Annotated in this window: 23 protein-coding genes and 2 tRNA genes; 11 read left to right on the forward strand and 14 right to left on the reverse strand. The window is 42.5% G+C overall.

Annotated features, from left to right (window positions below; genetic code table 11):
- Positions 1-598: 598 nt before the first annotated feature.
- Positions 599-3,811, forward strand: a complete 3,213-nt coding sequence (locus V7O66_RS09905; RefSeq protein WP_406660154.1) for an SIR2 family protein — start codon at positions 599-601, stop codon at positions 3,809-3,811.
- A gap of 347 nt (positions 3,812-4,158) precedes the next feature.
- Here the strand turns inward: V7O66_RS09905 and V7O66_RS09910 are convergent, their stop codons facing one another.
- The gene (locus V7O66_RS09910; protein WP_406660155.1) at positions 4,159-4,620 is read right to left on the reverse strand and encodes a hypothetical protein; all 462 of its coding nucleotides are present in this window, start codon (positions 4,618-4,620) and stop codon (positions 4,159-4,161) included.
- Positions 4,621-4,825: 205 nt separating this feature from the next.
- A tRNA-Arg gene (locus V7O66_RS09915) sits at positions 4,826-4,897 on the reverse strand.
- Between the two features lie 133 nt (positions 4,898-5,030).
- Between V7O66_RS09915 and V7O66_RS09920 the strand changes: the two genes are divergently transcribed.
- Entirely contained in the window at positions 5,031-6,212 is a 1,182-nt protein-coding gene (locus tag V7O66_RS09920) for a redox-regulated ATPase YchF (protein WP_406660156.1), read from the forward strand.
- A 33-nt stretch (positions 6,213-6,245) separates the two neighbouring features.
- A complete protein-coding gene (locus tag V7O66_RS09925; protein ID WP_406660157.1) occupies positions 6,246-6,917 on the forward strand; it encodes an undecaprenyl diphosphate synthase family protein in 672 nt (223 codons plus the stop codon).
- 8 nt (positions 6,918-6,925) lie between these two features.
- Here the strand turns inward: V7O66_RS09925 and rimI are convergent, their stop codons facing one another.
- On the reverse strand, positions 6,926-7,345 hold the full coding sequence (gene rimI / locus V7O66_RS09930) for a ribosomal protein S18-alanine N-acetyltransferase (RefSeq protein ID WP_406660158.1): 420 nt from the start codon (positions 7,343-7,345) through the stop codon (positions 6,926-6,928).
- Positions 7,346-7,414: 69 nt separating this feature from the next.
- Between rimI and V7O66_RS09935 the strand changes: the two genes are divergently transcribed.
- The 4 genes from V7O66_RS09935 to V7O66_RS09950 all read left to right on the forward strand — a co-directional run bounded on the left by V7O66_RS09935 (position 7,415) and on the right by V7O66_RS09950 (position 12,280).
- Positions 7,415-7,921, forward strand: coding sequence for a DUF5817 domain-containing protein (locus V7O66_RS09935; RefSeq protein WP_406660159.1), 507 nt, complete (start codon positions 7,415-7,417; stop codon positions 7,919-7,921).
- A 539-nt stretch (positions 7,922-8,460) separates the two neighbouring features.
- On the forward strand, positions 8,461-9,999 hold the full coding sequence (locus V7O66_RS09940; protein ID WP_406660160.1) for a SulP family inorganic anion transporter: 1,539 nt from the start codon (positions 8,461-8,463) through the stop codon (positions 9,997-9,999).
- A 258-nt stretch (positions 10,000-10,257) separates the two neighbouring features.
- Positions 10,258-11,535 carry an ATP-binding protein gene (locus V7O66_RS09945; RefSeq protein ID WP_406660161.1) on the forward strand — a complete coding sequence of 426 codons (1,278 nt, stop codon included), beginning with the start codon at positions 10,258-10,260 and terminating at the stop codon, positions 11,533-11,535.
- 4 nt (positions 11,536-11,539) lie between these two features.
- Positions 11,540-12,280 (forward strand): MBL fold metallo-hydrolase, encoded by a 741-nt coding sequence (locus V7O66_RS09950; protein WP_406660162.1) that lies wholly within the window; start codon positions 11,540-11,542, stop codon positions 12,278-12,280.
- Between the two features lie 7 nt (positions 12,281-12,287).
- Here the strand turns inward: V7O66_RS09950 and V7O66_RS09955 are convergent, their stop codons facing one another.
- From V7O66_RS09955 to V7O66_RS09965, 3 genes are all read right to left on the reverse strand, one after another.
- Complete coding sequence (locus tag V7O66_RS09955; protein WP_406660163.1) at positions 12,288-13,205, reverse strand: DUF5803 family protein; 918 nt, start codon at positions 13,203-13,205, stop codon at positions 12,288-12,290.
- Positions 13,206-13,286: 81 nt separating this feature from the next.
- Entirely contained in the window at positions 13,287-14,078 is a 792-nt protein-coding gene (locus V7O66_RS09960) for an ABC transporter permease (protein WP_406660164.1), read from the reverse strand.
- Positions 14,075-14,926: an ABC transporter ATP-binding protein gene (locus V7O66_RS09965; protein ID WP_406660165.1), complete on the reverse strand. Its 852-nt coding sequence runs from the start codon at positions 14,924-14,926 to the stop codon at positions 14,075-14,077. Before V7O66_RS09965 ends, V7O66_RS09960 begins: the two co-directional genes overlap by 4 nt.
- A gap of 185 nt (positions 14,927-15,111) precedes the next feature.
- On the opposite strand from V7O66_RS09965, the gene V7O66_RS09970 reads away from it, so the two are divergent.
- The 3 genes from V7O66_RS09970 (at position 15,112) to V7O66_RS09980 (ending at position 17,200) form a co-directional block, all read left to right on the forward strand.
- Positions 15,112-15,651, forward strand: coding sequence for a TlpA family protein disulfide reductase (locus V7O66_RS09970; RefSeq protein WP_406660166.1), 540 nt, complete (start codon positions 15,112-15,114; stop codon positions 15,649-15,651).
- Between the two features lie 44 nt (positions 15,652-15,695).
- On the forward strand, positions 15,696-16,697 hold the full coding sequence (locus V7O66_RS09975) for a DUF3179 domain-containing protein (protein ID WP_406660167.1): 1,002 nt from the start codon (positions 15,696-15,698) through the stop codon (positions 16,695-16,697).
- A 95-nt stretch (positions 16,698-16,792) separates the two neighbouring features.
- Positions 16,793-17,200 carry a fasciclin domain-containing protein gene (locus V7O66_RS09980; protein ID WP_406660168.1) on the forward strand — a complete coding sequence of 136 codons (408 nt, stop codon included), beginning with the start codon at positions 16,793-16,795 and terminating at the stop codon, positions 17,198-17,200.
- 213 nt (positions 17,201-17,413) lie between these two features.
- Here the strand turns inward: V7O66_RS09980 and V7O66_RS09985 are convergent.
- The 3 genes from V7O66_RS09985 to V7O66_RS09995 all read right to left on the reverse strand — a co-directional run bounded on the left by V7O66_RS09985 (position 17,414) and on the right by V7O66_RS09995 (position 18,941).
- A tRNA-Pro gene (locus V7O66_RS09985) sits at positions 17,414-17,491 on the reverse strand.
- Between the two features lie 42 nt (positions 17,492-17,533).
- Complete coding sequence (gene ribB / locus V7O66_RS09990; protein ID WP_406660169.1) at positions 17,534-18,277, reverse strand: 3,4-dihydroxy-2-butanone-4-phosphate synthase; 744 nt, start codon at positions 18,275-18,277, stop codon at positions 17,534-17,536.
- Positions 18,270-18,941 (reverse strand): winged helix-turn-helix domain-containing protein/riboflavin kinase, encoded by a 672-nt coding sequence (locus V7O66_RS09995; protein WP_406660170.1) that lies wholly within the window; start codon positions 18,939-18,941, stop codon positions 18,270-18,272. Before V7O66_RS09995 ends, ribB begins: the two co-directional genes overlap by 8 nt.
- A 267-nt stretch (positions 18,942-19,208) precedes the next feature.
- On the opposite strand from V7O66_RS09995, the gene V7O66_RS10000 reads away from it, so the two are divergent.
- Positions 19,209-20,468, forward strand: coding sequence for an ATP-binding protein (locus tag V7O66_RS10000; protein ID WP_406660171.1), 1,260 nt, complete (start codon positions 19,209-19,211; stop codon positions 20,466-20,468).
- A gap of 21 nt (positions 20,469-20,489) precedes the next feature.
- Here the strand turns inward: V7O66_RS10000 and V7O66_RS10005 are convergent, their stop codons facing one another.
- The 5 genes from V7O66_RS10005 to V7O66_RS10025 are packed head-to-tail and all read right to left on the reverse strand — an operon-like array spanning position 20,490 to position 24,431.
- On the reverse strand, positions 20,490-21,188 hold the full coding sequence (locus V7O66_RS10005; protein WP_406660172.1) for a fibrillarin-like rRNA/tRNA 2'-O-methyltransferase: 699 nt from the start codon (positions 21,186-21,188) through the stop codon (positions 20,490-20,492).
- Positions 21,188-22,282: an NOP5/NOP56 family protein gene (locus V7O66_RS10010; RefSeq protein ID WP_406660173.1), complete on the reverse strand. Its 1,095-nt coding sequence runs from the start codon at positions 22,280-22,282 to the stop codon at positions 21,188-21,190. Before V7O66_RS10010 ends, V7O66_RS10005 begins: the two co-directional genes overlap by 1 nt.
- Position 22,283: 1 nt before the next feature.
- Positions 22,284-23,243 carry a beta-ribofuranosylaminobenzene 5'-phosphate synthase gene (locus tag V7O66_RS10015; protein ID WP_406660174.1) on the reverse strand — a complete coding sequence of 320 codons (960 nt, stop codon included), beginning with the start codon at positions 23,241-23,243 and terminating at the stop codon, positions 22,284-22,286.
- A 27-nt stretch (positions 23,244-23,270) separates the two neighbouring features.
- Positions 23,271-23,978 carry a DUF2953 domain-containing protein gene (locus V7O66_RS10020; RefSeq protein ID WP_406660175.1) on the reverse strand — a complete coding sequence of 236 codons (708 nt, stop codon included), beginning with the start codon at positions 23,976-23,978 and terminating at the stop codon, positions 23,271-23,273.
- Between the two features lie 33 nt (positions 23,979-24,011).
- A complete protein-coding gene (locus V7O66_RS10025; RefSeq protein WP_406660176.1) occupies positions 24,012-24,431 on the reverse strand; it encodes a GerW family sporulation protein in 420 nt (139 codons plus the stop codon).
- Positions 24,432-24,434: the final 3 nt, after the last annotated feature.

The following is a 24,434-nucleotide window of genomic DNA, read 5'->3' on the forward strand; positions in this document are numbered from 1 at the left end:
CAATGGATGTGAAATTTGGTGTTTTTGGCACTAGAGTACTGCTCTTTCTTTAAAGTAAATGATATTCAACATGTTCCAGCAAGTCAAGAAACTATCAAAGGAACTCAAAGAGCTTGGAATCCCTCGTAAGATTGCTGTAAGATCCAATCACAACACAATGAGATATATTCTAATGTTTGGGTGAGATTGGATAGCCGGAGGTATAGATAAATACTTCATGTGTAAAATAAATAATACTATAATAATCAATATTCTTTGTTGTAATTTTCACTATCACAAACGATAAATCTGTTCGAAACCTTAGATTTCAATATTGAATAACCTTCTATTTTTCAAATATTTAGAATCAATTACGGATATTAATTCCCATGTCTTGCACAAGATATTTCACATGTTATATTATGTAGATGAATTAAATCGAAGAAAATAACATAACACATAAATTTAATACATGAAGATATATAATTGATTCAAATTTGGTGTTTTTCAGACTGTCGATATTCGTCAAGGTACAAAGTGAATAATTATTTCGAATATTAGAAGAAATGGAGAACTTATAAATTACTACATTCCTTTGAATAGTGAAAGTGAGGATAATATGGAAATTACAGATTCACATCGTACAAGGATATTGGCAGCACTTGAAAAAGAAAAGATTGTGTTATTTATTGGTGCAGGATGTTCTAAGGAATGCGGCATTCCAGATTCTAAAACAATCACAAAGACACTCAAAAGCAAATTTGAAGGTGTTGATTCTCAAAACGACCATTTTTTAGATGTTTGTTATGATATTGTCGAGACACCACCGTATACAAGAAATGATGTCTTAACAATTATGAAAGAAGAGTTAAGCCCAAAAACTGAATCGAGTGCTTTTAACATACTGCCTAAAATTCCATGGGGTGCCATATTTACCACAAATTATGACACATTAATTGAAGATTCTTTTATAAAATGTGATGATAAACCGTACGAATGTCATGTTTTGAAAGGGATTTATCCTCGAGAACCTATCCAATCAAGAAAGTACACAATGGTCTACAAATTAATGGGATCAATTGATTCTAATGACATAGAAGATGGTGGACCTATTATAACAAGATTGGAGAGCCAGAGTTCGGCACGTGGCACTGAAAAATATTATGAACGGCTACAAGATGCAGTTCTTGATGGGGCACTGATTTTTATTGGTTATTCCCTAAGAGACATTGAAGTTATATTTACCTTAGATACTCTTCGCAGTAAAATGAAGGATAACCTGCCATATTCTTACGTAATAAGCCCAAGTGCAAACAGTGATTTGCAGAAAATTACGAAGCAGCATGAAAGGAAAATAATAGGAATAGAAGGAACATTTTCTGATTTTATGTCCTTTATTTCTGAAAATATAGATAATCTCGAAACTAATAACATTACAGAGAACGAACATTGTAAAATCAATGATACAATTATTCCTGTATCAAAAATAGATTTCCAAGTTCATAAGGATGAATTTGATTTACTCACAGAGGAATCCACAGAAAAAATACTTATATCTGACAAGAAAAAAATGGTTGAAAATTTCTTCAAGGGAAAAATTAGTGATTGGTCACCATATTCGCACAATGTAGATTTTGTAAGAGATACATACTATGATATGTGGAACTCCATACAAAAAGAGCTTGCAGACAAAAAATCTCAATCTAATAAATTGATATTAATGCATGGAATGCCCGGGTGTGGAAAATCTAGTTTAATAAAAAGATTGGGCTATGATATTTACCAAAAAGAAAAACTTCCAGTTTTCTATCTAAAGAACACAGGAATACTATTCGAAAATCGTTATCTTAATAAAGTAATGACATACCTTTGGGAGAAATACACTGATTTTCAGACAAAACCTGGATTAGGAGAAGAAGTAAAATTCACAGTAATTATTGATAATTTCGGGAATCATACTGCGCAAATACTATCTTTATTTCGGCAATTGAAATCGGAAGGTAAACCTTGCCTATTTATAGTCGCAGAAAGAAGCCGTGATTTGGAAATCTTAAATGAAGACTATCCAATCGATTCAGATTACATTACTAAAGTTCAGATTCCTGATAAACTAAAGGAGAACGAAATAAAAAGAGTGGTCAAATACCTCCACGATCTAAATTATATTGATAATGCAGGAGAGCATTGGTATAGTACCATAAATGAAATTTATGAAAAATCTTTTTTCATAACAATTTATAGCATGGTTCGACACAGTCAAAAACCGTTGGAAGCAGTAATATCTGATCAATATTTGAAATTAGCTCCCGATATTCAAGAGATATACTTATACATATCTGCAATTGACCAATTCGACGGAGACATTAATATCGAATTGCTTGTTAGGACATTATCTAAAAAATATTTAGGCTTTGAAGAGGAGTTAGTTTCCGCCGAAAACGATGGAGTCTTTTTCAGGCAGGAATTACAATCTGGATACTGTGTTTTGAAAACACACCATAAAATAATTGCCAAAAAAACAGTCGAGTTTTTCGCTACGGATCCCGAGAAGCAAAAAGAAATATTGAAACGAATTATTTCAAACATATCTGCCAGTTCTGAATTTGAAATGAACTTAGGTATGTATTTGACAATCGAATGCTTTGGACCTAATGCACATGATGACACATTTAATTTCAAGCAAAAGGAAGAATTATTAGAAGCTTTCTTGGAAATTGAAGACAATAAAGCAGTAAGACATCACCTTGGAATTTTGCAGAAAAAAATGGGACCCGACAGATATAACGATGCGTATTCTAACTTAGTTACTGCGTTAAAAATGCCTCATGTGCAAATTGCAGGCCGGTCCGAAAACGATTCAAATATTCTCACATCCCTTGGAGATTTGTTCATAAAAATGGCTATGCAAGACCATATAGATGAGGACGAATCAAGAGATATAATCGAAACCGGAGAAGCTTATCTTCAAAGTTCTATTGAAAACGACACAGCAAATATACATGCTTATCATGCACATGCAAATTTATTAAAGTTGAAAGCAACTAAGTGCAAAGATGAAAAATTATCATTAGAATACTATATAGAAGCACTTAAACAAGTTGAAATTGGTATTGGACACTCATCGGACTTTGATAATTTTAAATTAACTAACCTCAAAACTGAAATTTTGAAATATCTAAGAAGTCTCGATATTGCAGAAGAATATGCAGATGACATTTTCAAGAATAAGAAAAGCACATCTGGTTACTATGTGCTTGCAAGATTATTATATGAAGAATATAAAATCAGCAACAATAAAGATACAGTAAAAGAGGGAATGAGGATATGCAAAAAAGCATTAGCACATGATCCAACTGCATATAATATATTAATTCTCCAGTTTGATTTTATAAAAGAAATATACCCCCATAATTACCAGTATCAGCATGAAATACTTGCACAAATAAATAAATTACAAATGAAGATACCTTTGCATTTGAAGTTTACATATGCATATGTTTCATTTCTTCTTGAGTACTACCCTACATCGAGGAATGAATTCAAAGTATTGAAAGATTTATCGGGTAGCATGTCAGTTTCCAACAGAAATCATATCAGAGAATGGCTGAGAAATGAAAATGGAGACAAGATGCGATTAAAGGGAGAAATTAGAAAGGTTTACAATAATAAATATGGAGAAATCAAAATTTTAAATTTACCAGGATTGGAATGGCAAATTCCCTATTCACCATTGGAAACTAAAGAGAACCTTCTAGAAGGAACGCCTGTTTGGGTAAATTTAGGTTTTAGTTATATTGGACCGGTTGCAAAATACCCTACAAGAAGAGTTTAATTAAACCCTGTAATAGACAAATGTTCCATTAACAATAGAATCGAGAAAATTAAGCCCACCAGATAAGGGTACAATTTATCTCATTCTAATTAGAGGTAATCTTTTTTGATGATATCTTGATTTTGCTGCAAGCTATCAAGGCCAAAGGGAGATTTTTCCTACTATATCATAGCGAAATCTAGCATTTGCGCCGCTTCGCGGCGCCTCTAGCTTTTTTCCCATGTCCCGTAAGCACACGATTAAGGCGTATGTGCCACATTTGAATTGCAATGCGATTTTGTATCAAACTATTTCACATTGGAATTTGCAGTTGGAACAGTCCAGATACAAAAAATAAAATAAAAATATTAGTGAGTTTCAAATTTATTAAATTCAGTATCCAATTCCATTGAAGCATATACTTGAAAGATAGTCTGTTTTATTGGATGCTCAACAGCAACATACCTAACTGACATTTTGGAAACTTCATCTTTTGACTGGATAAATAACTCGTTAAACATTGGATCCTTTACAAGTTCATTGCGGGTCTTATTTTCAATATCCAGTCCTTTTGCAGTTGCTTTATTTCTAGCTAAGAGAAATGCAAATGGAGCGGAATGATGAGTTGAACCTTTTCGACCTTGAGTAATGATACGCTTTTTCATTTTGTCTGAACGACCTACAAAAAGCGGAGTTTCATGCTTGTAAAAAACATATATTCCACATTCAGGCATGTCTTGCAGATTATCCCGTTTTAATGGCCTTGAATTTATCAACTTTTCTTGTAATCCTGGAAGTGAATCAATTATATCTTTAAATTTTGTGTTCATTGAATAACCCTAAAAATAGTTAATTTATATATTTGGAGACAGCCCCTTAAATTAGTTCAATAGTAGATATACAAAAACATAGTGTTTTTCCAGAAATATCTATAGCCATTAACATATCGTCTACGGATTGAGAACGACAAACCCTAGAAAAACCAAAAACTCACAGCTATTCAAATTAAAAAACGCTCTTAGAAAAGGTAAAAAGCGTCCCGACCGAGAATCGAACTCGGGTCTAAGGCTCCGCAAGCCCCAAGGATATCCTCTACCCTACCGAGACACTGTGTGCCCCCTCCAACGCATTAATCTGATATAAAGATTGTCAGCCAAAAGAAGAAATTGAGGTTTATGCAGAGACAGAGTGGGGCTTGCAATCAATAAGAGTTAAATCCTGCAAAATTGATTAGTAGAGCATGTCAATGACCATAGGACTTGCAGGAAAACCAAATGCAGGAAAGTCCACATTCTTTAAGGCCGCTACTCTGGCTGATGTGGAGATCGCAAATTATCCATTTACCACTATTAACGCTAACAAAGGAGTCACCTATGTGCGTGCCGACTGTCCGTGCATGAGCAAGGACAACCGTTGCGGACACTGTGTTGATGGTATCCGTTACGTGCCCATCGAGTTTATCGACGTGGCGGGGCTTGTACCCGATGCTCACCTGGGGCGCGGACTTGGTAACACCTTCCTTGATGAACTCAGACAGGCGCATGCCATCATTCACGTCATCGATGCCTCAGGCGGAACTGACATCGAAGGCAACCCGGTAGACCTGGGCAGCCACAACCCGCTGGATGATATCGACTTCCTTGACCGTGAGCTCACCATGTGGATGTTCAACATCCTCAAGCGCAACTGGACCAAGCTCTCACGCAAGATACAGGCAGAAGGCCTCAGTCTCGATGCCATCATCGCAGACCAGCTTGCAGGAGCAGGTGTCGATGAATACCATGTCATCTGCGCCTTTGGAGCATGCAAAATAGAAAGGAATCATATCAAATGGACAGATGAGGACATCATCGACCTCTGTGACGTGATCCGCAGCTTCAGCAAACCCATGATAATCGCAGCCAACAAGATGGATATCGCACCCGAGAAGTACGTCAACGCTCTCATGGAACTGGAGCAGACAGTGGTCCCCACAAGCGCAGCAGCAGAACTTGCACTCAAATCCGCAGCAAAGGGCGGAGCCATCGAATACATACCAGGTGACGATGACTTCACCATTACCTCAGATAAACTCACAGCCGGCCAGACCAAAGGTCTTGAGAACGTACGTGAACTGATCAAAAGAACAGGCGGAACAGGAATACAGGACTGCATCAACCAGGCTGTGTTCGATCTGCTAAAACTTATTATCGTCTATCCTGTGGAAGATGAAGGCAAGTGGACAGACAAGAACGACAGGATGCTTCCTGATGCATTCCTCATGAAGAAAGGCTCCACTGCACACGATCTTGCTTACAGGGTCCACTCTGATATAGGAGACAGGTTCCTCTATGCAGTGGACGCAAAGACAAAGATGAGACTCGGGGAGAAGCACGAGCTCAACAACGGCGATGTGGTCAAGATAGTATCCACCGCAAAATAAGCCAAGCACAATTAGAACTTCCCGGGCAGTAAAATGAGTCTGAGCATCGCCACATCCCTGTATGAGAGATACCTTCTGGGCCAGATACTGAAGGAGCCTGAAAAGGTACCGAAACACGTATCTCTCGTACTTTCGGAAAGCGACCTGCTGCATGCAGACGGTTTTACAAGGCTCCGGGATTACATCCAGTGGTGCCGACAGATGGGAATCCGCATCACCAGCATATACATTGATGTGCTGGATACGGAGGAAAAGCTGCGCTGGGAGATGATAGAAAAACTCCTTGCAATGCTTGACACCATGCTCAAAAAGCTGCCTGAAGGCATCGGATTTGAAGTATATACCGGTGAGGGAGAACTTCACAGCAAACAAGACGGGGAAAAACTGCTTGTCTACTTCTCCGTAGGGTTCGGAGGACGCAAGGAAGTAACAAAGGCAATGATATCCCTACTCTCCGATGTGAAGGAAGGAAAACTGGAACCAAATGATATCACAGAGCAAGATATCGAGTCCCGCCTGAAGGTAAAACACGAGCCTGACATATTCATCCGTTCAGGAGGAAAACACCTCTCAGATTTCCTCATATGGCAGGCGGTCTATTCAGAACTCTATTTCTCAGAAGTGAACTGGCATAAGATCAGGAAAATGGATATAATACGGATAATCAGGGATTTCCAGAAGAGACAGAGACGTTTTGGAAAATGATTTGATGACTAGAACTCCCTGCCCATGACAATGGCATCCTCATCTATGTAATAAGCTTCAACTATTTTCTCTTTTTTAAATCCCCTGGCAAGGTAGAATTCCTGCGCTGCGACATTGCTCACCCTCACTTCAAGGGATACTTTATGATAACCATACATAACCAGCGTATCAAGACACCATTCAAGCAGCTTGCTACCAACCTCTTGCCTGCGATATTTTGGATCCACCGCTATGCTCATAAGATGGGCTATTCCATCCTCATCCCCCACCATCGCATACCCCAGTACTCTACCCTCACTTTCGTATACAACAAATCCGGGATTGCTCAGATGTGCCTTGAACATAAAATCCGGCCACGGCATTCCAAAGGAAGAATCCTCTATCTTCACAATCTCTGGAATATCCTTTGCCTCTGCCCTTCGTATCATAATAGCTGCCTCTGACTTTTGCAGAGTTAGGTGGCAATTATTTATATCTGACACCCCTTGAATTTAACAATGCCCAGATACGGAGTTATAGTCTGCCCGAAATGCAGGGAGCAGGCCCAGATCATAGAAATTGACTCTGCAAAGAGCACACAGTGCCAGAGATGCAGTGCAAAACTGGCAAGCAGGAAATTAAGGCTTTTTTACAGTTCGGATGAACTTGCTGAAGCGGTTTCAGTAAGGACACAAATACAGGCAAAACTGCATGACAGCAGAACAGACATTGAAGACGTATTAAATGGAAGCGGATTTAAGAATGCGCTCAATAACAGAGAAGAAACAGAGCTTTCCATGAAGGATTTCGTGGACAGGAGAGAGCAGGTCAAGCCGAAGAGAAATCCCAGTCAGTTAGTTCTTGAATTACTTCGCATAAATGGCGGAAGCATCAAGGTTGAAGAACTGAGAGAATCTCTTGCGGAACATGGAGTCGACGGGCAGAGGTTCGAAAGCACTCTGGAAAAACTCTTGCATTCAGGAAGCGTGTACAGACCCAACAATGATCTTATCGCCATAGTTTGAAACTGTAATTTTTCCTGCACATCTTTTGAATAATTTAGTTGAACCGGAGCCTGAAAACAAGAATGGGGCTTTTGTGGGGTTTGATGCTCTGGATTTATAGTCTCATTTTATTTTTAAAATATGCTACACATTTATATACTGACAGCCGCTTCTATGAAGCTCCGTTAAAGTGGACAAAATGTGTCCAAAAGGGTAAATCGAGCAGGATTATAGAACTGGATCATAGAGCATTTTAATAGATCATTTCCAAGTGATCTGAAAGCAGTTTTTATTATAGCAATTATAGCACTTCAAATTGCCTTTACAATAACTTCTGTCCTGAAACCGATGACAGGTCTTTATAAAGATATCATTGGATGCATGCTTGTTTTTTCCACTGATAATTCAAAGCATTCCATATCCGGATTTACATTCACAAAGTAGCTCCACCCTGAGTTACGTTTTTCGCAAAGCACCCCACGATCTATGATAGTTCATTTTCAATATAAAGAATTGGCAGAGCTTGTAGGTGCATAGTAATTTTTTAAAATGGGATCAAAATGGCATTTATAGAAAATATAAAGAACGATGAATTAAACATCAAAAATGAGGCATTATCCGGCCTGACGGTTTCATTGGCCCTCGTGCCTGAAGCTGTGGCCTTTTCAATAATAGCAAATGTCAGTCCATTGGTTGGACTCTACTCCGCATTCATCATTGGATTAATAACAGCTATCATAGGCGGCAGACCGGGAATGATCTCCGGTGCCACAGGTGCAATAGCAGTCGTAGTTGTTGCCCTGGTAATCCAACAAGGGGTTGAATATCTTTTTGCCGCAGTAGTTCTAATGGGTATTATTCAAATTACCATTGGAGCCTTGAAATTAGGCAAATTCATTCGGCTTGTACCACATGCAGTAATGTTTGGATTTGTGAATGGACTGGCCATCGTTATCTTCATGGCTCAGCTTTCCCAGTTCAAATTCACTGACATTAATGGGATAGAACACTGGTTAGGCGGACAGGCACTCATGGTCATGTTAGGTTTTGTAGGCTTGACAATGGCTATCATCTATTTGATGCCCAGGTTGACAAAAGCGGTTCCTGCTTCACTAACTGCGATCATAGTTGTTTCAGCCATCGTGATCACGCTCCAGATACAAACCAGAACAGTTGGAGATATTGCATCCATTGCAGGTGGTTTACCTAAATTCCATATACCACAGGTCCCATTCAATCTGGAAACACTGAAAATTGTTTTCCCCTATTCACTCATCATGGCATTGGTAGGATTGATAGAGAGTCTATTGACACTGACCGTAATAGATGAAATGACAGAAACAAGAGGCAGGGCAAATAGAGAAAGTATTGCACAAGGTGTTGCCAATTTTGTTTGCGGCTTATTTGGAGGTATGGGCGGTTGTGCCATGATAGGACAGAGTCTCATCAACATAAATTCAGGTGCCAGAAACAGAATTTCAGGGATCGTTGCAGCTGTTGGTCTATTGCTTTTTGTGCTGGTAGGTGCCCCCCTTATCGAAATGATACCAATGGCAGCATTAGTTGGAGTGATGTTTGTAGTTGCCATCGGAACATTTGAATGGGCTTCATTGAAGATATTCAGCAAAGTACCCATAACGGATGTAATTGTGATGGTACTCGTTGCAACTATAACCGTCATCTACCACAACCTTGCAGTAGCGGTAATTGCAGGTGTTGTCATTTCCGCATTAGCCTTTGCCTGGGAGAATGCCAAACTTGTGCGTGCAAGAGAAACAGTTGATGAAAACGGAATAAAACATTACGAATTATTCGGACCATTGTTCTTTGGTTCAGTTACCGAATTTCAAAATAAATTCGATGTATTGAACGATCCTGATGAGATAATTATCGATCTCAAAGAATCAAGAGTTGCTGACCATTCTGCAATTGAAGCATTGAACAAGATAACTGAACGCTATGCAAAGGTTGGTAAAAAGGTTCATCTGCGACATTTAAGCGAGGATTGTCAAATGCTGTTGGACAACGCATCTGCCATAATTGACGTTAATCACTGGGAAGACCCGCATTACAAAGTTCCTTCTGACATATTGGCATAAGGAATGTCCCTGGAAAATATGCGGACACCGGTTATTTTGAAGAAGAGGGTCATATCAGCCATACGATACCCCTCGCCTATTTCTTTTTTGAATATCATACGAAAACACAAAAAGCGTGTTATCACACAGATAATAATCGATTTGATCATTAATGAATCCTATACAAAAGATATATTTGAAAAGAGAACTTATATGTGATGTCTGAACGATTATAAATTTATAAAAAACACTATCATACGTCATTTTTCAGGTTAAAACATGTCCGACACAACCCTAGATATTGTTGAACTGCTACTTACAGCTCATATATACAATAAGTACCCGGAACTGGATGTGAATGATCTTCCCAAGAACATTCGTAAATACTACTGGAGCCGGGAGCATAAAACAGTACCAAAGCCGATCAAAGTCAAGGTTACTGACATTGAAAAGTTACTTCAGATAAGTAATGTCAGCAGCCATACCGGGTCACTTCCTTTTGTTGACATCGATGATATGGGATTCCTCATGAGGATCACAGCACTGGACGTCGGAGCCGAGTGGTTCCAGAAAATGGATGAATCCCGGGAAAGGATCTCACATAACCCCGTACTTGCTTTCTACTATGAGAAGAAAGAGACCGAAGGTGTTGATTACAGCAGCGCCAAAACAAAGGTCAGGCCGAAAGAAGTTGACAGGGAATGGATAGAATCCTTCATTGAGGAGATCGCAAAGGAAGAAGGCGGAGACGACATGCTCAAGCTTGTCGAGATCAGTGCCCCGGAAGATATCAAGCAGACACTCAGAGACTTCATTCTTACGACCGAGCAGGAAGACGAGGTCAAGAAGATAGTAAAAGCAATCCAGTACAAGGATTACCTGAAACACATAGGACTCTATGATGTTGGTAAGGTACTCATGGTAGGCCCACCTGGAACCGGAAAGACCTCACTTGCAAAGGCAATGTCAGAGCATCTTTCAATTCCTTTTGTGGAGGTCAGACTGTCCATGATAACAGACCAGTACCTGGGTGAGACCGCAAAGAACATCGACCGTGTATTCTCTCTTGCAAAAAGGGTCAGCCCATGCATACTTTTCATAGATGAGTTTGATTTTGTTGCCAAGACCCGTTCCTCAGATGAGCATGCGGCGCTGAAAAGGGCAGTCAACACACTCCTCAAGGCCATTGACGGCATCAGCCTGACAAATGACGGCGTACTGCTGCTGGCTGCAACAAATCACCCCAGAATGCTGGATTCAGCTGCCTGGAGACGTTTTGACGAGATAATGAAATTCCCTCTTCCTGAACCGGAAATGCGCAAGAAGATACTTGACATCGTCACAAAAGAGATCAAAGGCAAGTTCGATACAGAAGAGATCGCCTCCCTCACACACGGATACAGCGGTTCCGATCTGCGCATGGTGATCAGAGAAGGAGTGCTCAGCGCACTTGTAACTGAGCGAATGGAAATTACACAAAAGGATCTGCTAAATGCAGTTGTTTCCTTCGACGAAAGAGCAACCATCAAGACCAACGAATACGAACCAGTAATGTGAAGCCATGAAGATCACAGTTCTTGGCACAGGTGATGCAACCGGAACTCCTGTAATAGGATGTTCCTGCCCCACATGCCTTGATGCACACAATGGAGGCAGAAGCTGCCGGACAAGATGCTCCATCCTTGTTGAATCAGACGAGGGTCGTATTCTAATAGACACAGGTCCGGACCTTCGCTACCAGATGTTAAAGAACGACATCAAGCATATTGATGGAGTGATATGGACACACGGCCATTATGATCATTTTGCAGGCTTTGCAGAATTCCACAGGGTACAATACAAGGTAGATGTGTACGGCCTTGAAGAGACCCTTGAATATATACTTGATTACCTGCAATTCCTGCAACCATCCAGGCACGATATCCCCTTGAACACACCTTTTAAGCTCATTGGGCTGGAGTTCACACTATTTGAAGTGCTACATCCCCCTGCTAAGAAACCTGTAGGGGTCATCATAAGTGATGGTAAGAACAAAGTGGTCATAACAGGGGACTCACAGAGAGAGATCCCTCAGAAGAGCATGGAGATCATACAGCAGCCCGACCTGCTCATTACCGATGCCATAGTGCCACCAAGTGTACATGTTAAAAAACATATGAATACCACAGAGGCAACTGACCTTGCCAGGTGCATCGGGGCAAAGGAAGTGGTGTTCACACACCTGAGCCACTATTTCAAACCTCACGAGGAAGCCGTCAAGGAATATCCTCTGGCGTATGACGGAATGGTATTCGAATTCTAAAAAAGGATCATTCCTTTCCTTTCTGTTTAGGCGATATGAACTGGTTCTCGATATCACTTCTTATTTTGACCAATTTCCTTTTTTGAGCGTAGAATCTCAGCAATACAAAAGCTGCTGCGCCGACAAGTATGAAAGCTGCGATACCAAGCCCTATTGGAGCAGATTCTGAATAGAACTTAATGCTGATGACCCGTGGAACCGCAGGTATCTCTGAGCTGTTGGTGCCTGAGAGATCCTGGAATGCCTTTAATAGACCTTTTGGAGATTCCTGATCATTGTACCATACAATGTTCTCCCGGTTTTGAGAATCAAGATATACTTCATCAGCTGTCGGGCTTACCTTTCCTATCAAAGAATTGCCGGTGGTGAAGCCTTCTGGGATTACAAAGCGTACAACCGATGGAGGAGTTGTCACATGAATATAATCCTGACCCATTGGTGTACGGACTGTGAACGCCACAAAGCCGGTAATGGGCTGCTCGAAGTTTAGGAAAACATGCTTTTGTCCTCTTTGAACATCCTCGGATATGGTATAATTGATATCAGCTGGTTCGATAGTTTCTGACAGTTCAATGAAATACTCTTTTGAAGCGTCCGTCCTGTTGGAATAGTCGCCAAGTATCACCACATTGCTTACAGGTTCTTCTTTGGAAGTGCTGAGGTCCTCCAGAGGAACTATATCGATACTTGACTCGTTATCAACAATGTAAACAGCCATGGCAAATTCATTTCCCGAAAGATAAAAGGTGCTTGTGGGAATCAGTTCACCATCTTCAAAACTCTCATCCAGAAAAGCTTCGAATTCATATGCAGTGGCATCTGACATGGGCTGCTCATCAGTTACAGGCACAAGTTCATCGATACAGCCTCCCGCAAATAAAGAGAGCATGAGAATACAGAATAAGAGTTTTGTCCGCTTTTCCATCAATACACAAACTGATGATTTATTTTATCAAACTATCGCTGCATGTACGAATTTCGCGACTTTTGCGAATTTTCTTTTCTATCAGACTATGAGTCTCTTTTTCATCATATTGATGGAAAGCACCACCAATAAACCGGTAACCACAATTATCCATGACAGATTAAAAAAAATCATACTTGTAGGAGCACCCAATGATAGCATGCGTATGACACTTACAATATGGGCCAGAGGCAGAAAAGCAATGGCAAAATACTGGATCAACTCAGGGAGTGTGGACAGTGGGAAGAACGTACCACTGAAAAGGAACATGGGAGTTATGAAAAGGAGAACAGGATAGTTGATAGCCATTATATTTGGCGTCACAGCAGCAAAACACATTCCTACGGCAGCAAAAAGCAGTCCTCCAAGAAACGCGAAGGGTATTATCAGGAGTGCATAATGCAGGTCTATCAATCCGAAAGCCCCGATGACAGGGATCATCACAGTGGCATTGATCATGCTCCTTGTAGCGCCCCAGAGCAACTCCCCGGCTATTACGTCCTCAATGCTCAGAGGGGTTGCGATGATGGCATCAAATGTTTTCTGGTAATGCATTCTCACATATGAGCCATAGCTGCATTCAAAAAAGGAAGCATACATGACAGAGATGGCTATCAGAGCAGGAGCTATGAAATTGGCGTAGGGCACACCATCGATGTTCTCTATGAATTTACCGAGACCAAAACCCAGTGCAAGAAGATACAACAGGGGCTCCAGGAAAGGGGGAAGGAAATTGAGCTTGATATTTTTCATGAAAACATCCCTGTTCCGCTGCCATACTTTCAGGGATTTCGAGCTGATCCCCGGAATCCTGAAGTATTCCATTAAATTCATTCCCTCAACCTCCTGCCTGTGAGCTTCAGGAAAACATCTTCAAGTGTCGCAGGTCTTGCACTCAGTTTTGAAAGTGTACACTCAGTCAGAAGATACTCAGAAACCCGTTTTGGGTCATCTGTATAGATGTGCACAAGGTCACCCATCACCTCATAGGATTCACCTTTTTGCTTCAAGCATTCAATGAGTTCGGGATTGTGTTCCGCCTCAACTATACCTGAACCTATATATTCCTCGATGACACTGCGCGGACTGCCTTCGACAAGTATCTTCCCGTTATCCATCACCACCAGCCTGTCACAGAGTTTCTCGACCTCATCGAGATAGTGAGAAGTGAGGACAACGGTCACACCTTCTTTTTTCAGGGCCCTGAGCTTGTCCCAGATAACATGCCGTGCCTGTGGATCAAGTCCCACGGTAGGTTCATCGAGTATCAGCAGTTTTGGCTTGTTGATCAGTGCCCGCGCAAGTACAAGTCTGCGTTTCATTCCACCGGACAGGTTCTCTGTAGTAGTGTCCTTTTTGTCCGTGAGATGGACAAAATCGAGCAGTTCATCCACCCTTTTTGCAGCTTCCTCTTTTGGTATGTCGAAGTACCTGGAGAATACCAGAAGGTTCTCATATACAGTAAAATCAATGTCCAGATTGTTCTCTTGGGGAACCACACCTACAAGGGATTTTATCTCACGGGGATTGGTCATTGCATCCATTCCAAAAATACTGAGATCCCCAGAGCTTACAGGTGAAACACACTGCATCATACGCATGATGGTGGTCTTTCCCGCACCATTGGGGCCGAGGAAACCAAACATCTCACCCTCATCTATGCTAAAACTTACGTTATCCACTGCTTTGAAATCACTGAAATCCTTACACAGGTCTTTGGCAACGATTATTGGAACGATTTACTACCACCTTATAAGAGTTGGTTGGATGTGTTCTTAATAATTTCGATTGTGCCCAAGCTTTGACATGTGCAAATGAGTACGAAAAACTTATGAAATAATGACCCTTTGTTTTTATTGGGGAAAATATGAACAAACAAATCAATAGTATTTTACTATGCTTTATGATAATCATTTCAATTTCTGTTATTTCAGGCTGTGCTGAAACAGATACAGTGGATTCAGAGCCTGCCGGAGATTGGCGTGATATAGAACTTACGGATGTAAGGACCGGAGAAGTCTTCAAGATCAGTGATTTCGAAGGGAAGACCGTGCTCATTGAGAGTTTTGCAGTGTGGTGTCCCACCTGCTTGAAGCAGCAGCAGGAAACGAAAATACTGAGCGATATGGAAGATGAGAATGTGATCCACATTGGGCTTGACACCGACCCCAATGAGGATGAAGAGATAGTAAGGAACCATGCGCAATCAAATGGCTTCGACTGGTACTATGCAGTCTCACCCGTGGAATTCACCCAGTCCCTTATCGACCAGTTCGGAGTGGGAGTAGTGAACGCACCTTCTGCACCTGTCATACTGATATGTGAGGACCAGTCCACAAGGCTGCTAAGAAACGGAGTTAAACCTGCCGAGGAACTACAGGAAGAGATCGAGAAGGGTTGTGCTTGATGGATTAGTTTCCTGGCTAAGGGTAGATAACATGGGGAGATCACATGGGAGTTAAGAATAAAGGACTTTTAATTACATTTTTTTTATTACTGGCAGTTGTTGTTTCGGGATGTGCTGATACACCCACTGATCAGCCAAAACTGGAAAAACTTCCAGAGATAACTGAGATGGAAGAGGAAATGAGCGTAATGCTTACCGAGATGGGAGTGAAGTATCTGATACACCCCAGTAAACTGCGCTCTGGTGGACCTCCAATGGACGGGATACCCTCCATTGACAATCCCAAATATGTTTCTGTTGAACAAGCCGATGAGTGGATAGAGGATAATGAGCTCGTGCTGGCACTATCCTACAAGAATAGCATCAGGGTTTATCCTCTGCAAATACTGGTCTGGCATGAGATAGTGAATGATTTCATAGAAGGCGATCCAATACTCATAACGTATTGTCCGTTGTGTGGCTCAGGCATAGCCTACGAAAGGACACTGGATAATGAGACCGTTGAATTCGGAACCACTGGAAAACTGTACAATTCCAACCTTGTGATGTACGACCGCAGAACAAACAGTTACTGGACCCAGATAGACGGACTTGCCATAGTAGGAGAACTTACCGGCACCGAACTGAAGGCCATATCCATTGATACTGTGGTGTGGAGGGACTGGAAGAAAGCACACCCCGAATCAGAGGTTCTGAGCCAGGACACAGGTTTTTCCAGAAGGTATGGCACCGACCCCTACGGAAGTTACTATGAGGACAGTTACCTTTTCTTCCCTGTGGAAACCGAGGATAACAGGGTACACCCCAAGACTGTCATCTTTGGAATTGAGGCGGATGGCGTTTTCAAAGCCTACAGAGAGAGTGACCTGCTGGAAACGGACACTATTGAGGATGTCGTGAATGGAGTGAACATCACAGTCCAGCGAGATGATGTTGGTATTGTGAAGATCACAAACCTTGATACCGATGAGGAAATAGTCAAGGAACGTGATTTCTGGTTTGCATGGTATGCATTCCATCCGGAAACCGAATTGTATGAGCAATAATGAGGAGACATCCCTTGAGGAACGTATTGCATCTAATGTAATACTTCCTTGCACTATTTTTTAAGGCAGAGATTACATAGGAAAGATGATCAAAAATGGCAGAACTGAAGAATATCATAGAGACTGCAAAGGGAAAAGGGACTTTTAAAACACTGCTCAAAGCTGCAGAAACACTAAAGCTTACCGAGAAATACAGTAATGAAGGACCATATACCGTGTTCGCACCTGTTGAAGCTGCCTTTGAAGCTATTCCGGATGAAGTTGTGGACGAATCCTTCGATGACCATGATTACCTCATGGGCATTATCACCTATCACGTAGTTGAGGGCAAATACACAACAGAAGACCTCAGAAAAATAGATACCCTGGAAACCATCAGCGGAAAGGCACTGAAGATCAGTTCCAACGGCGATATCAAGGTGGATGCCGCAAAGATAATCGATGCAGACATCGAGTGCAGCAACGGCATACTGCATGCAATTGAGGACATACTGATCCCGTAAAATACTATTTTTCTCTTATTCTGGTTTTTCAAACGTGGGAAGAGGCAAAACACTTCGTGTAGCACCTCAAGAAAACAATTAGAAAACTAAAAGAATTAAAATGGTGGGACTGTGGAGATTTGCAACCCAGATGACGCTTCTGGAGCGCGAGAAGAGGTACAAAACTTCGTGTAGCACCTCAAGAAAACAATTAGAAAACTAAAAGAATTAAAGTGGTGGGACTGTGGAGATTTGAACTCCAGTCGCTAGACCCCCAGCCTAACAGGATGGACCAGGCTACCCTACAGTCCCGCAGGATTGTATCTAGATGGGCATCCCACTATTTCACTCTTTCTAATGGGATTGTGAACTTAACCAGAGGTCATAGGCTTCGACTACTTCCTCTCCTGCGACGAATGCAAGGTCGTGGTCAACACCGTATTTTTCTGCATCAGGTCTCTGAAGAGCCCTGCCGCTAGTATCGTCCAGCATCTCGCAGACGACCATTGCAGGAGTGATGCCAGCCATTTTTGCAAGGGCTATGGAGAGTTCGGTTTGGCCCATGCGCTCATGTACAAGGCCTTTTGCTGCACGCAGAGTTGCAACGTGACCTGGAGTACGGAACTCGCTGCCGAAATGGACATCCTCACCGTTGAGTGTCCTGTCTACTATCTCGCCGAGCTTGTTGATTGTCAGCGCCCTGTCATTATCAGGAATACCGGTACGGGTGTCCCTATGGTTCACCCAGATGGAGAATGATGAGCGTGAATCGTATTTGAGGTCACCGCCTTTTTCCACGATCTTTTCAAGAGAGCTGTTTTTCTGGCTCGCATCCCTCATAACGTCAGCAATGAAAGGCAGGCCGAGCTTTTCAGATACTTCGGAATCAAAAGCCACACACATTAGACCGCCTGCATCCTTGCGCATCCACCTGACATCTTCAGGAGTTACAGAGTTTGCAGGAATGGTGAAATCGGTCTCTGCTTCACGTCCCTCAAGATCAAAAAGAAGGATCATCTCGCCGTTCTGGAGAGCCTTGATCGCTCTCTGTATGTTTTCACTGTACCCGGTTGTATCTGAACTCATATTATCACTCACATTTTTGCGGATCTTTAACTACAATCTTAACATTGTCACCGTCATCCAGCCCCAGTTTCTCACGCAATTTAACAGGAGCCATTATTTCCAGCAGGTCAGCAGGGTAGTGGCTTCTGTCGGGTATGATAACCGCAGCCTTGATACCACCTATTTCCACAGGATAGCATTTCCCTCCGCCAAAAGTGCGCTCTCCGTCATTGAAACCGTTGATGGTAAAAGGACAGATCAGGTCTATCTTATCCCGCAGCTCGGCACTCAGCTCATCAAGTCTGACGTTGAGAGTCCCCGGAAATGGCGTGAAGCCAAGTTTTTCCTTGAACTGGGACATGTAACCTTCCTTGGCAATGTAATATTGCCCTTCACCCAGACCAGTTATGACTGTACCGAACAGGTCGATCTCGGGAAAATCCTTACAAAATATCCGCTGGTAATCTGCATACTCACTTTTGAGAAGCTCAAGAGCCTTCTCATTGAGACGAACCAATTGTCCACCCGGAACAAGCTGTCTTTCGATCAGCTGCTCTTCTTCCAGCTTTTTGAGCACCCTTGCAGCTGTTTTTGAACCGGTGGAAGTATGTTTTGCGAACTCACTGGAAGATAACTTTACCGAGCCTTCAATTGCTCCGAGCAATGCCAGTTTCTTGAGAGATTCGACTTTATACATCCTTCATCACACCAATCTCAATTTTGAGTAGTATCTCAAACATGAGGTGGTAGAAGATAAAGGTTTTGATTTGGGAGAAATAGAAAAGGGATTTTTTAACTATTCTATCTAAACCCAGAAAATAATACAAAATCAATATCATTCAATTAATTTGGTCTACCAGTTGAAATAAAATACTGATTATTTGGTCTACCAATTGTAATAAACACGTATTTATTTGGTTTACTAAACCAAATATATATAAACAAATGACTCTAAACAAAAAGTATGGACAAAGAGAAGCTAAAAATTCTGTTGAAAGAGCAAAATGATCCGGTTAAAAATGTGAAGGAACTGGTCAAGAGAGAATTGCTGGATGAGGTTAAGGATAAGAAGTCTGATCTTATTGTTATAGTGGCAGGGCTTCGGAGGGTTGGGAAATCAACGCTTATGGGCGAGGTTAGGAAGGGGCATCTTCATGATAGTTATTTTGTGAATTTTGACGATGAGAGATTATTTGATTTTACAATTGAAGATTTCCAGATGATGCAGGAGATACTTCTCGAACTGTACGGTGAAAGAAATACTTACTTTTTTGATGAGATACAGAATATACCGGGCTGGGAGAGATTTGTCAGGCGGCTTCATGACAGTGGTAAAAAGATATACGTCACAGGTTCAAATGCAAGCATGCTGAGTCGGGAGATGGGAACACATCTGACTGGCAGGCATCTGAGCTATTCGTTGTACCCTTATTCGTTCAAGGAATTTCTCGATTTCAAAAAATATGAGCTGCCTTTGTCAGACGTACTTACAACCGTTGAGAGGAGTACGATCAAAAAATACTTCAATGAGTATATTGAAGCTGGCGGAATTCCAGAATTTGTGAAGACACGGGATGAGCTTTACATCAAGACACTGTATGAGAACATAATCTACAGAGACATAGTTGCAAGGTACAATCTCAAAGATGAAAAGGCATTGAAAACAACAGCCTACTTTGCAGCATCCAACATAGCAAAGGAGATCAGTTACAACAATATCAGGAAACTGACAGGACTTTCCAGTGCAACTACAATAAAGGAATACTTTGAATATCTCGAAAACAGCTATCTCGCTTTTCTTGTACCGAAATTCTCTACTTCACTTAAAACACAGGTTTACTCCAACAAAAAAGTCTACTTCGTAGATACCGCCATAGCAAAGATACTGGGATTCAGGACATCCGAAGACTATGGAAGGATCCTTGAGAACATAGTGTTCATGGAACTGAAAAGAAGAAACGAAGAAGTCTACTATCACAGAGAAAAGAAAGAATGTGATTTTGTAATCAGAGACGGTTACAACATAAGAGAAGCAATCCAGGTCACACAGAGTCTTGAAAATCCAGATACCAGAGCCAGAGAAATAGAAGGATTGCTTGAAGCTCTTAAAGCCTACAAATTAAAAGAAGGTCTTATCCTCACGGATGACACCGAAGATGAAATTAAGATGGATGCCCGGAAAATAATTGTGAAACCTATCTGGAAATGGATGTTGCAAGAATAAGAATTAGTAGAAGAGGCGTAATTAATCCTCTTCTTCATCCACAAACATCTTCGCAATAAGTCCCAGATGGTCCTCGTGGAACGGATCAAGCTCCTTCCTCTGCAGTACCTCGAATTCCACATCGAAGCCGCTTTCCAGTTTTCTGACCTCTTCCTTGAATACTTTTTTTGGGCTGGCAACTGTGTCTATGCTCCTTGATTTGATGGAGAGCATGAGCTGACCGTCCTGTTCTAAGAAGTACTTTGAGTTGATTGCTGCAATCTCAGCCTGGTTGGGCTGGGCTACGTCCTGGAAGATTACGTCTACCTTTTCCACTATGTGAGCGTAGGATTGGGGTTTGTTGGCGTCTGCCAGAATCGGGATGATGTTCGGGCGCTTGTCACAGAGCTGTATGAGGTCACGCATTGTTCTTGGGGAGAATTCCACAGCGTAGACTATGCCGTCCCTGAGTATGTCTGAGACATGGCTTACGGTTGTGCCTGAGGCAGCTCCAAGGTAGAGCACTGCGGAATCGTATTCAAGGGGGATCTCGAATTTCTTGAGCGCCATGGCTCCCAGTTTGCTTCTCTTGGGGTCCCACTGGCGGTACTCCACGTCATCCTCGATTATGAGGCGCTCACCGTATACGCTCATGCCGGGAGTGAGATTCTTGGTGGCAAGCGTGCTGCGGTCATCGGCCTTGATCTCGTATATACCGTTGTATATCTCTTCAACTGACATTACTGCTTACCTCCTTTCTTATTGTTCCCGGGTTTGCGATTTCCGCCTGACCTTCCAGGCTTGCCGGAACCACCGGACTTTCCTGACCTTCCGGATTTGCCTGATCTGCCACCCTTGCCGCCCTTCTCCCTTTTCGGAGGATTGGGGTTTGCCTTGCGTATCATCTCGAGTTTCTTATCGAGATTTTCCTTGATGGATGGGTCCAGTTCACCTGAATAGCAGTCCATTCTTGCGGCCAGACTTATCTTTGCTGCAAATGCCCTTGCAAGTTTACCCCTCTGCCACCAGGGAGCGTTCTTGATTATTACGTTGTTGAATATGATACCATGCTTCGGGGATGGTGCCCGGGAGCGCAGGTGTTTGAACAGTGCTCTGCTGGCACCGATAACCTGAACAGTACTGGACGGGAAAACTGCAAGCTTCTCCAGACTTCCTGCCATACTGATAAGTCTTGCACCAAGCGATGCACCTGCAATATTGGAAAGGTTAGGTGCCACAGAACCCATGTTTGTGACAACGTAGCCCTCTATGTGACGGCGGGTGTCATAGAGGCTGCATATATTGGATGCCAGTTGTTTGAGAATTTCCTCATCTGCAAACGAGATATCAGAACCCATTGACTTTGAAGCCGTTTCAAAGAGCTTGTGATCCTCGGGAAGGTTGTCTCTTGAACCATACTGTGAGATCAATCTTGCCAGTGGCTCACCTGTCAGGCGCAGCTCCGGGAAATACCTGCCATACCAGACCATGAGGCGCTCACTGAGCTCATTGACATTCCTGTCAATATCATCCATGGCCTCGACTGCCTGGATTATACGGGTGTCATCGGTATCACTCTTTGAGATCTGCTTCTTTGCAGCCCTGATGCATACGTCCCTGAGAAGTATATCATATTCCTCATCAAGCTCAACAAAACCACAGTCCAGAGCTGCCTGTCGCAGGTCAGGGGCATTTACAGCCTTATCCTGAACTGTCTCCTGTAAAGAAACAAGCATCTCTGCAAGCTTATCAGGATCCTTTTCAAAAGCCTGGCAATCCTCCACCTCACCCTCATCATTGATGGTCAGTTTGCCAAACCATGCCGTGAATTCCAAATCATACCTCCTTTATCTCTGCGCCGCTGTTGTTCGCCTTTGTCATCACGACACTGCCGCCTATGCTTTTATCCAGGAGTTCCTGCACATCTTCCATGAGATATGCCGCATCCTCACTGTTTTCCACTATACCGTAAACTGCCGGTCCGAATGAGCTCATTCCCGCACCCGAAGCTCCCGAATCCTGCATCAATGCGATCACATCCCTAACTGCCTGCAACTGGATGTCAACCTCACATTTCTTAAAACCAAGATTTTGAATATGATTCACTGCATAACCAAATGCCTGAATATCCTTCTCAAGTATCGCAGGCATCATTTTCATAAGAATAAGATGAGAGATTTCCTGAACCTCGTTCAGGGGTACAGGGCATGCCTGCTGGAACACGTCCACCTCTTTGGAATCGTGCGCACCCTGAGTATCAGGAATTGCGAGAACTATCTCCCAGTCAGGGAAGTCCTCTCTGAAAAGCACAGGAGCCGGATCAGCCCTGCTTGCAGAAGAAGGTGAAAAAGAACCCTTGTCACTGAACCTGTGACCTCCGTCTATAATAAAACCGCCTGACTCAAAGGATGCGACACCAATACCTGATGTTCCACCACGCCCAACCTCAATGGCCAATTCCCTCACACTCTTTCCAAGATCGTATAGCTCATTCACAGCCGCGGCCGCAGACAGTGCTGCCTGTGTACCTGAACCAAGGCCTACATGTGTGAACATGTCCTCTTCAATACTGATGCTTATACCCTCGCCTTCAGGAAGTAGTTTCCTTGCTGCAAGCTCCATCCTTTCCCTGAGAACAGACTCACCGCTAACCACTATCTCAGATGACTTTTCGGCGGATATCACCACATGGGGATAGTCCAGGGATATACCCACACCTCCATCGATCCTGCCGTATGAAGCATTCATATCTATCAATGTCAGGTGGAGCCTTGAGGGAGACTTTATTCTGATCATGTCAATGGATATCAGTACAACATAGTATTAAATATTAACAGTTCTAGCCCGGATCTTTTTGTTCCTGCTCCGGTTCCTTATATACGCCCAGGAAACACGCAACACATTCCTGTTCAGAATGAATCCAAGGATGACAGGGATGAGACTGGCAATCCTGAGCCGGAAATGTGCAATTGCAAGAATATCCATAACCTCATCAATGAAGACAGGCTCCACATCCAGCTCCGCTTTTCTGCACTTGTGGAACAGATATCCCTTCAGGGCATGAGAATATCCATATGCGATTCCCGTATGGGCAGGATCATCAAAGCCAAAGCGAAGCTTGCATTTGAGCTGATGGATATGAACAACGGACACAAGCCCTTCAAGTAGTTTAAGAACTGGTTTGATGAGCATTTTCAGAGCAGCAATGCCTTCCCGAATAACTGATCTAAGATCTGAATATCTTTTCCGGGAACTGGATTCGAATTCGGATTCGGATCCTGGATCAACACGACTCTCTTTTTCGGAAACACTTTTTTCAGAGGCTTCTGTTGAAGAAAGCTCTTTGGAAGATGTATCATCTTTCAGAACATGCGAGATGAAAAGCCACTTCACACGGATCAGATGCTGCATCCGTGTTCCCTCTTTTTCGACCTCTATGAAAATATCGATTGCAGCAAACAGAATTAGCAGGATAAGAATGAGTAGAAGGATGAGTAGAAGAAGCAACGCCAGGTAAATAGCCGAAAGCATGCCTGCCTTTAAAAATAAAAGATAAATGGAGGATTATTCCTCTGAAATTTCCTCTTTCCCGGTTGCTTCTGCTTCAGCTTCAGACTCCACGGAATCATCTTTTTTTTTACTGCATTTCATTGACTTCATCTTGCTGATCAATCCGGGCACAGATTCCAGCAGGGTGCCTATATCGGATTTCCCTGATACAGACATCATGCGTGTACCCTCAGGAGAGACTACAATGAAGGCCACAGGCTCTATCTTGGCACCGGCACCGCCACCGCCTCCGAACCCTTCTTCCTTACCATCTTTTTTCCCTTCGCCACCACCGCTGCCAAATCCAAATGAGACCTTGGTAACAGGAATTATGGTAGTTTCACCAACTGTTACCGCTTCCCCAACAACGGTCTTGGTGCTCACAAGCCTTTCAAGTTCTGCAGATACCTCTTTCATAATATCTTCAAGTGCCATGTT

This window comes from Methanolobus sp. ZRKC3, from assembly GCF_045291275.1.
GTDB lineage: Archaea > Halobacteriota > Methanosarcinia > Methanosarcinales > Methanosarcinaceae > Methanolobus.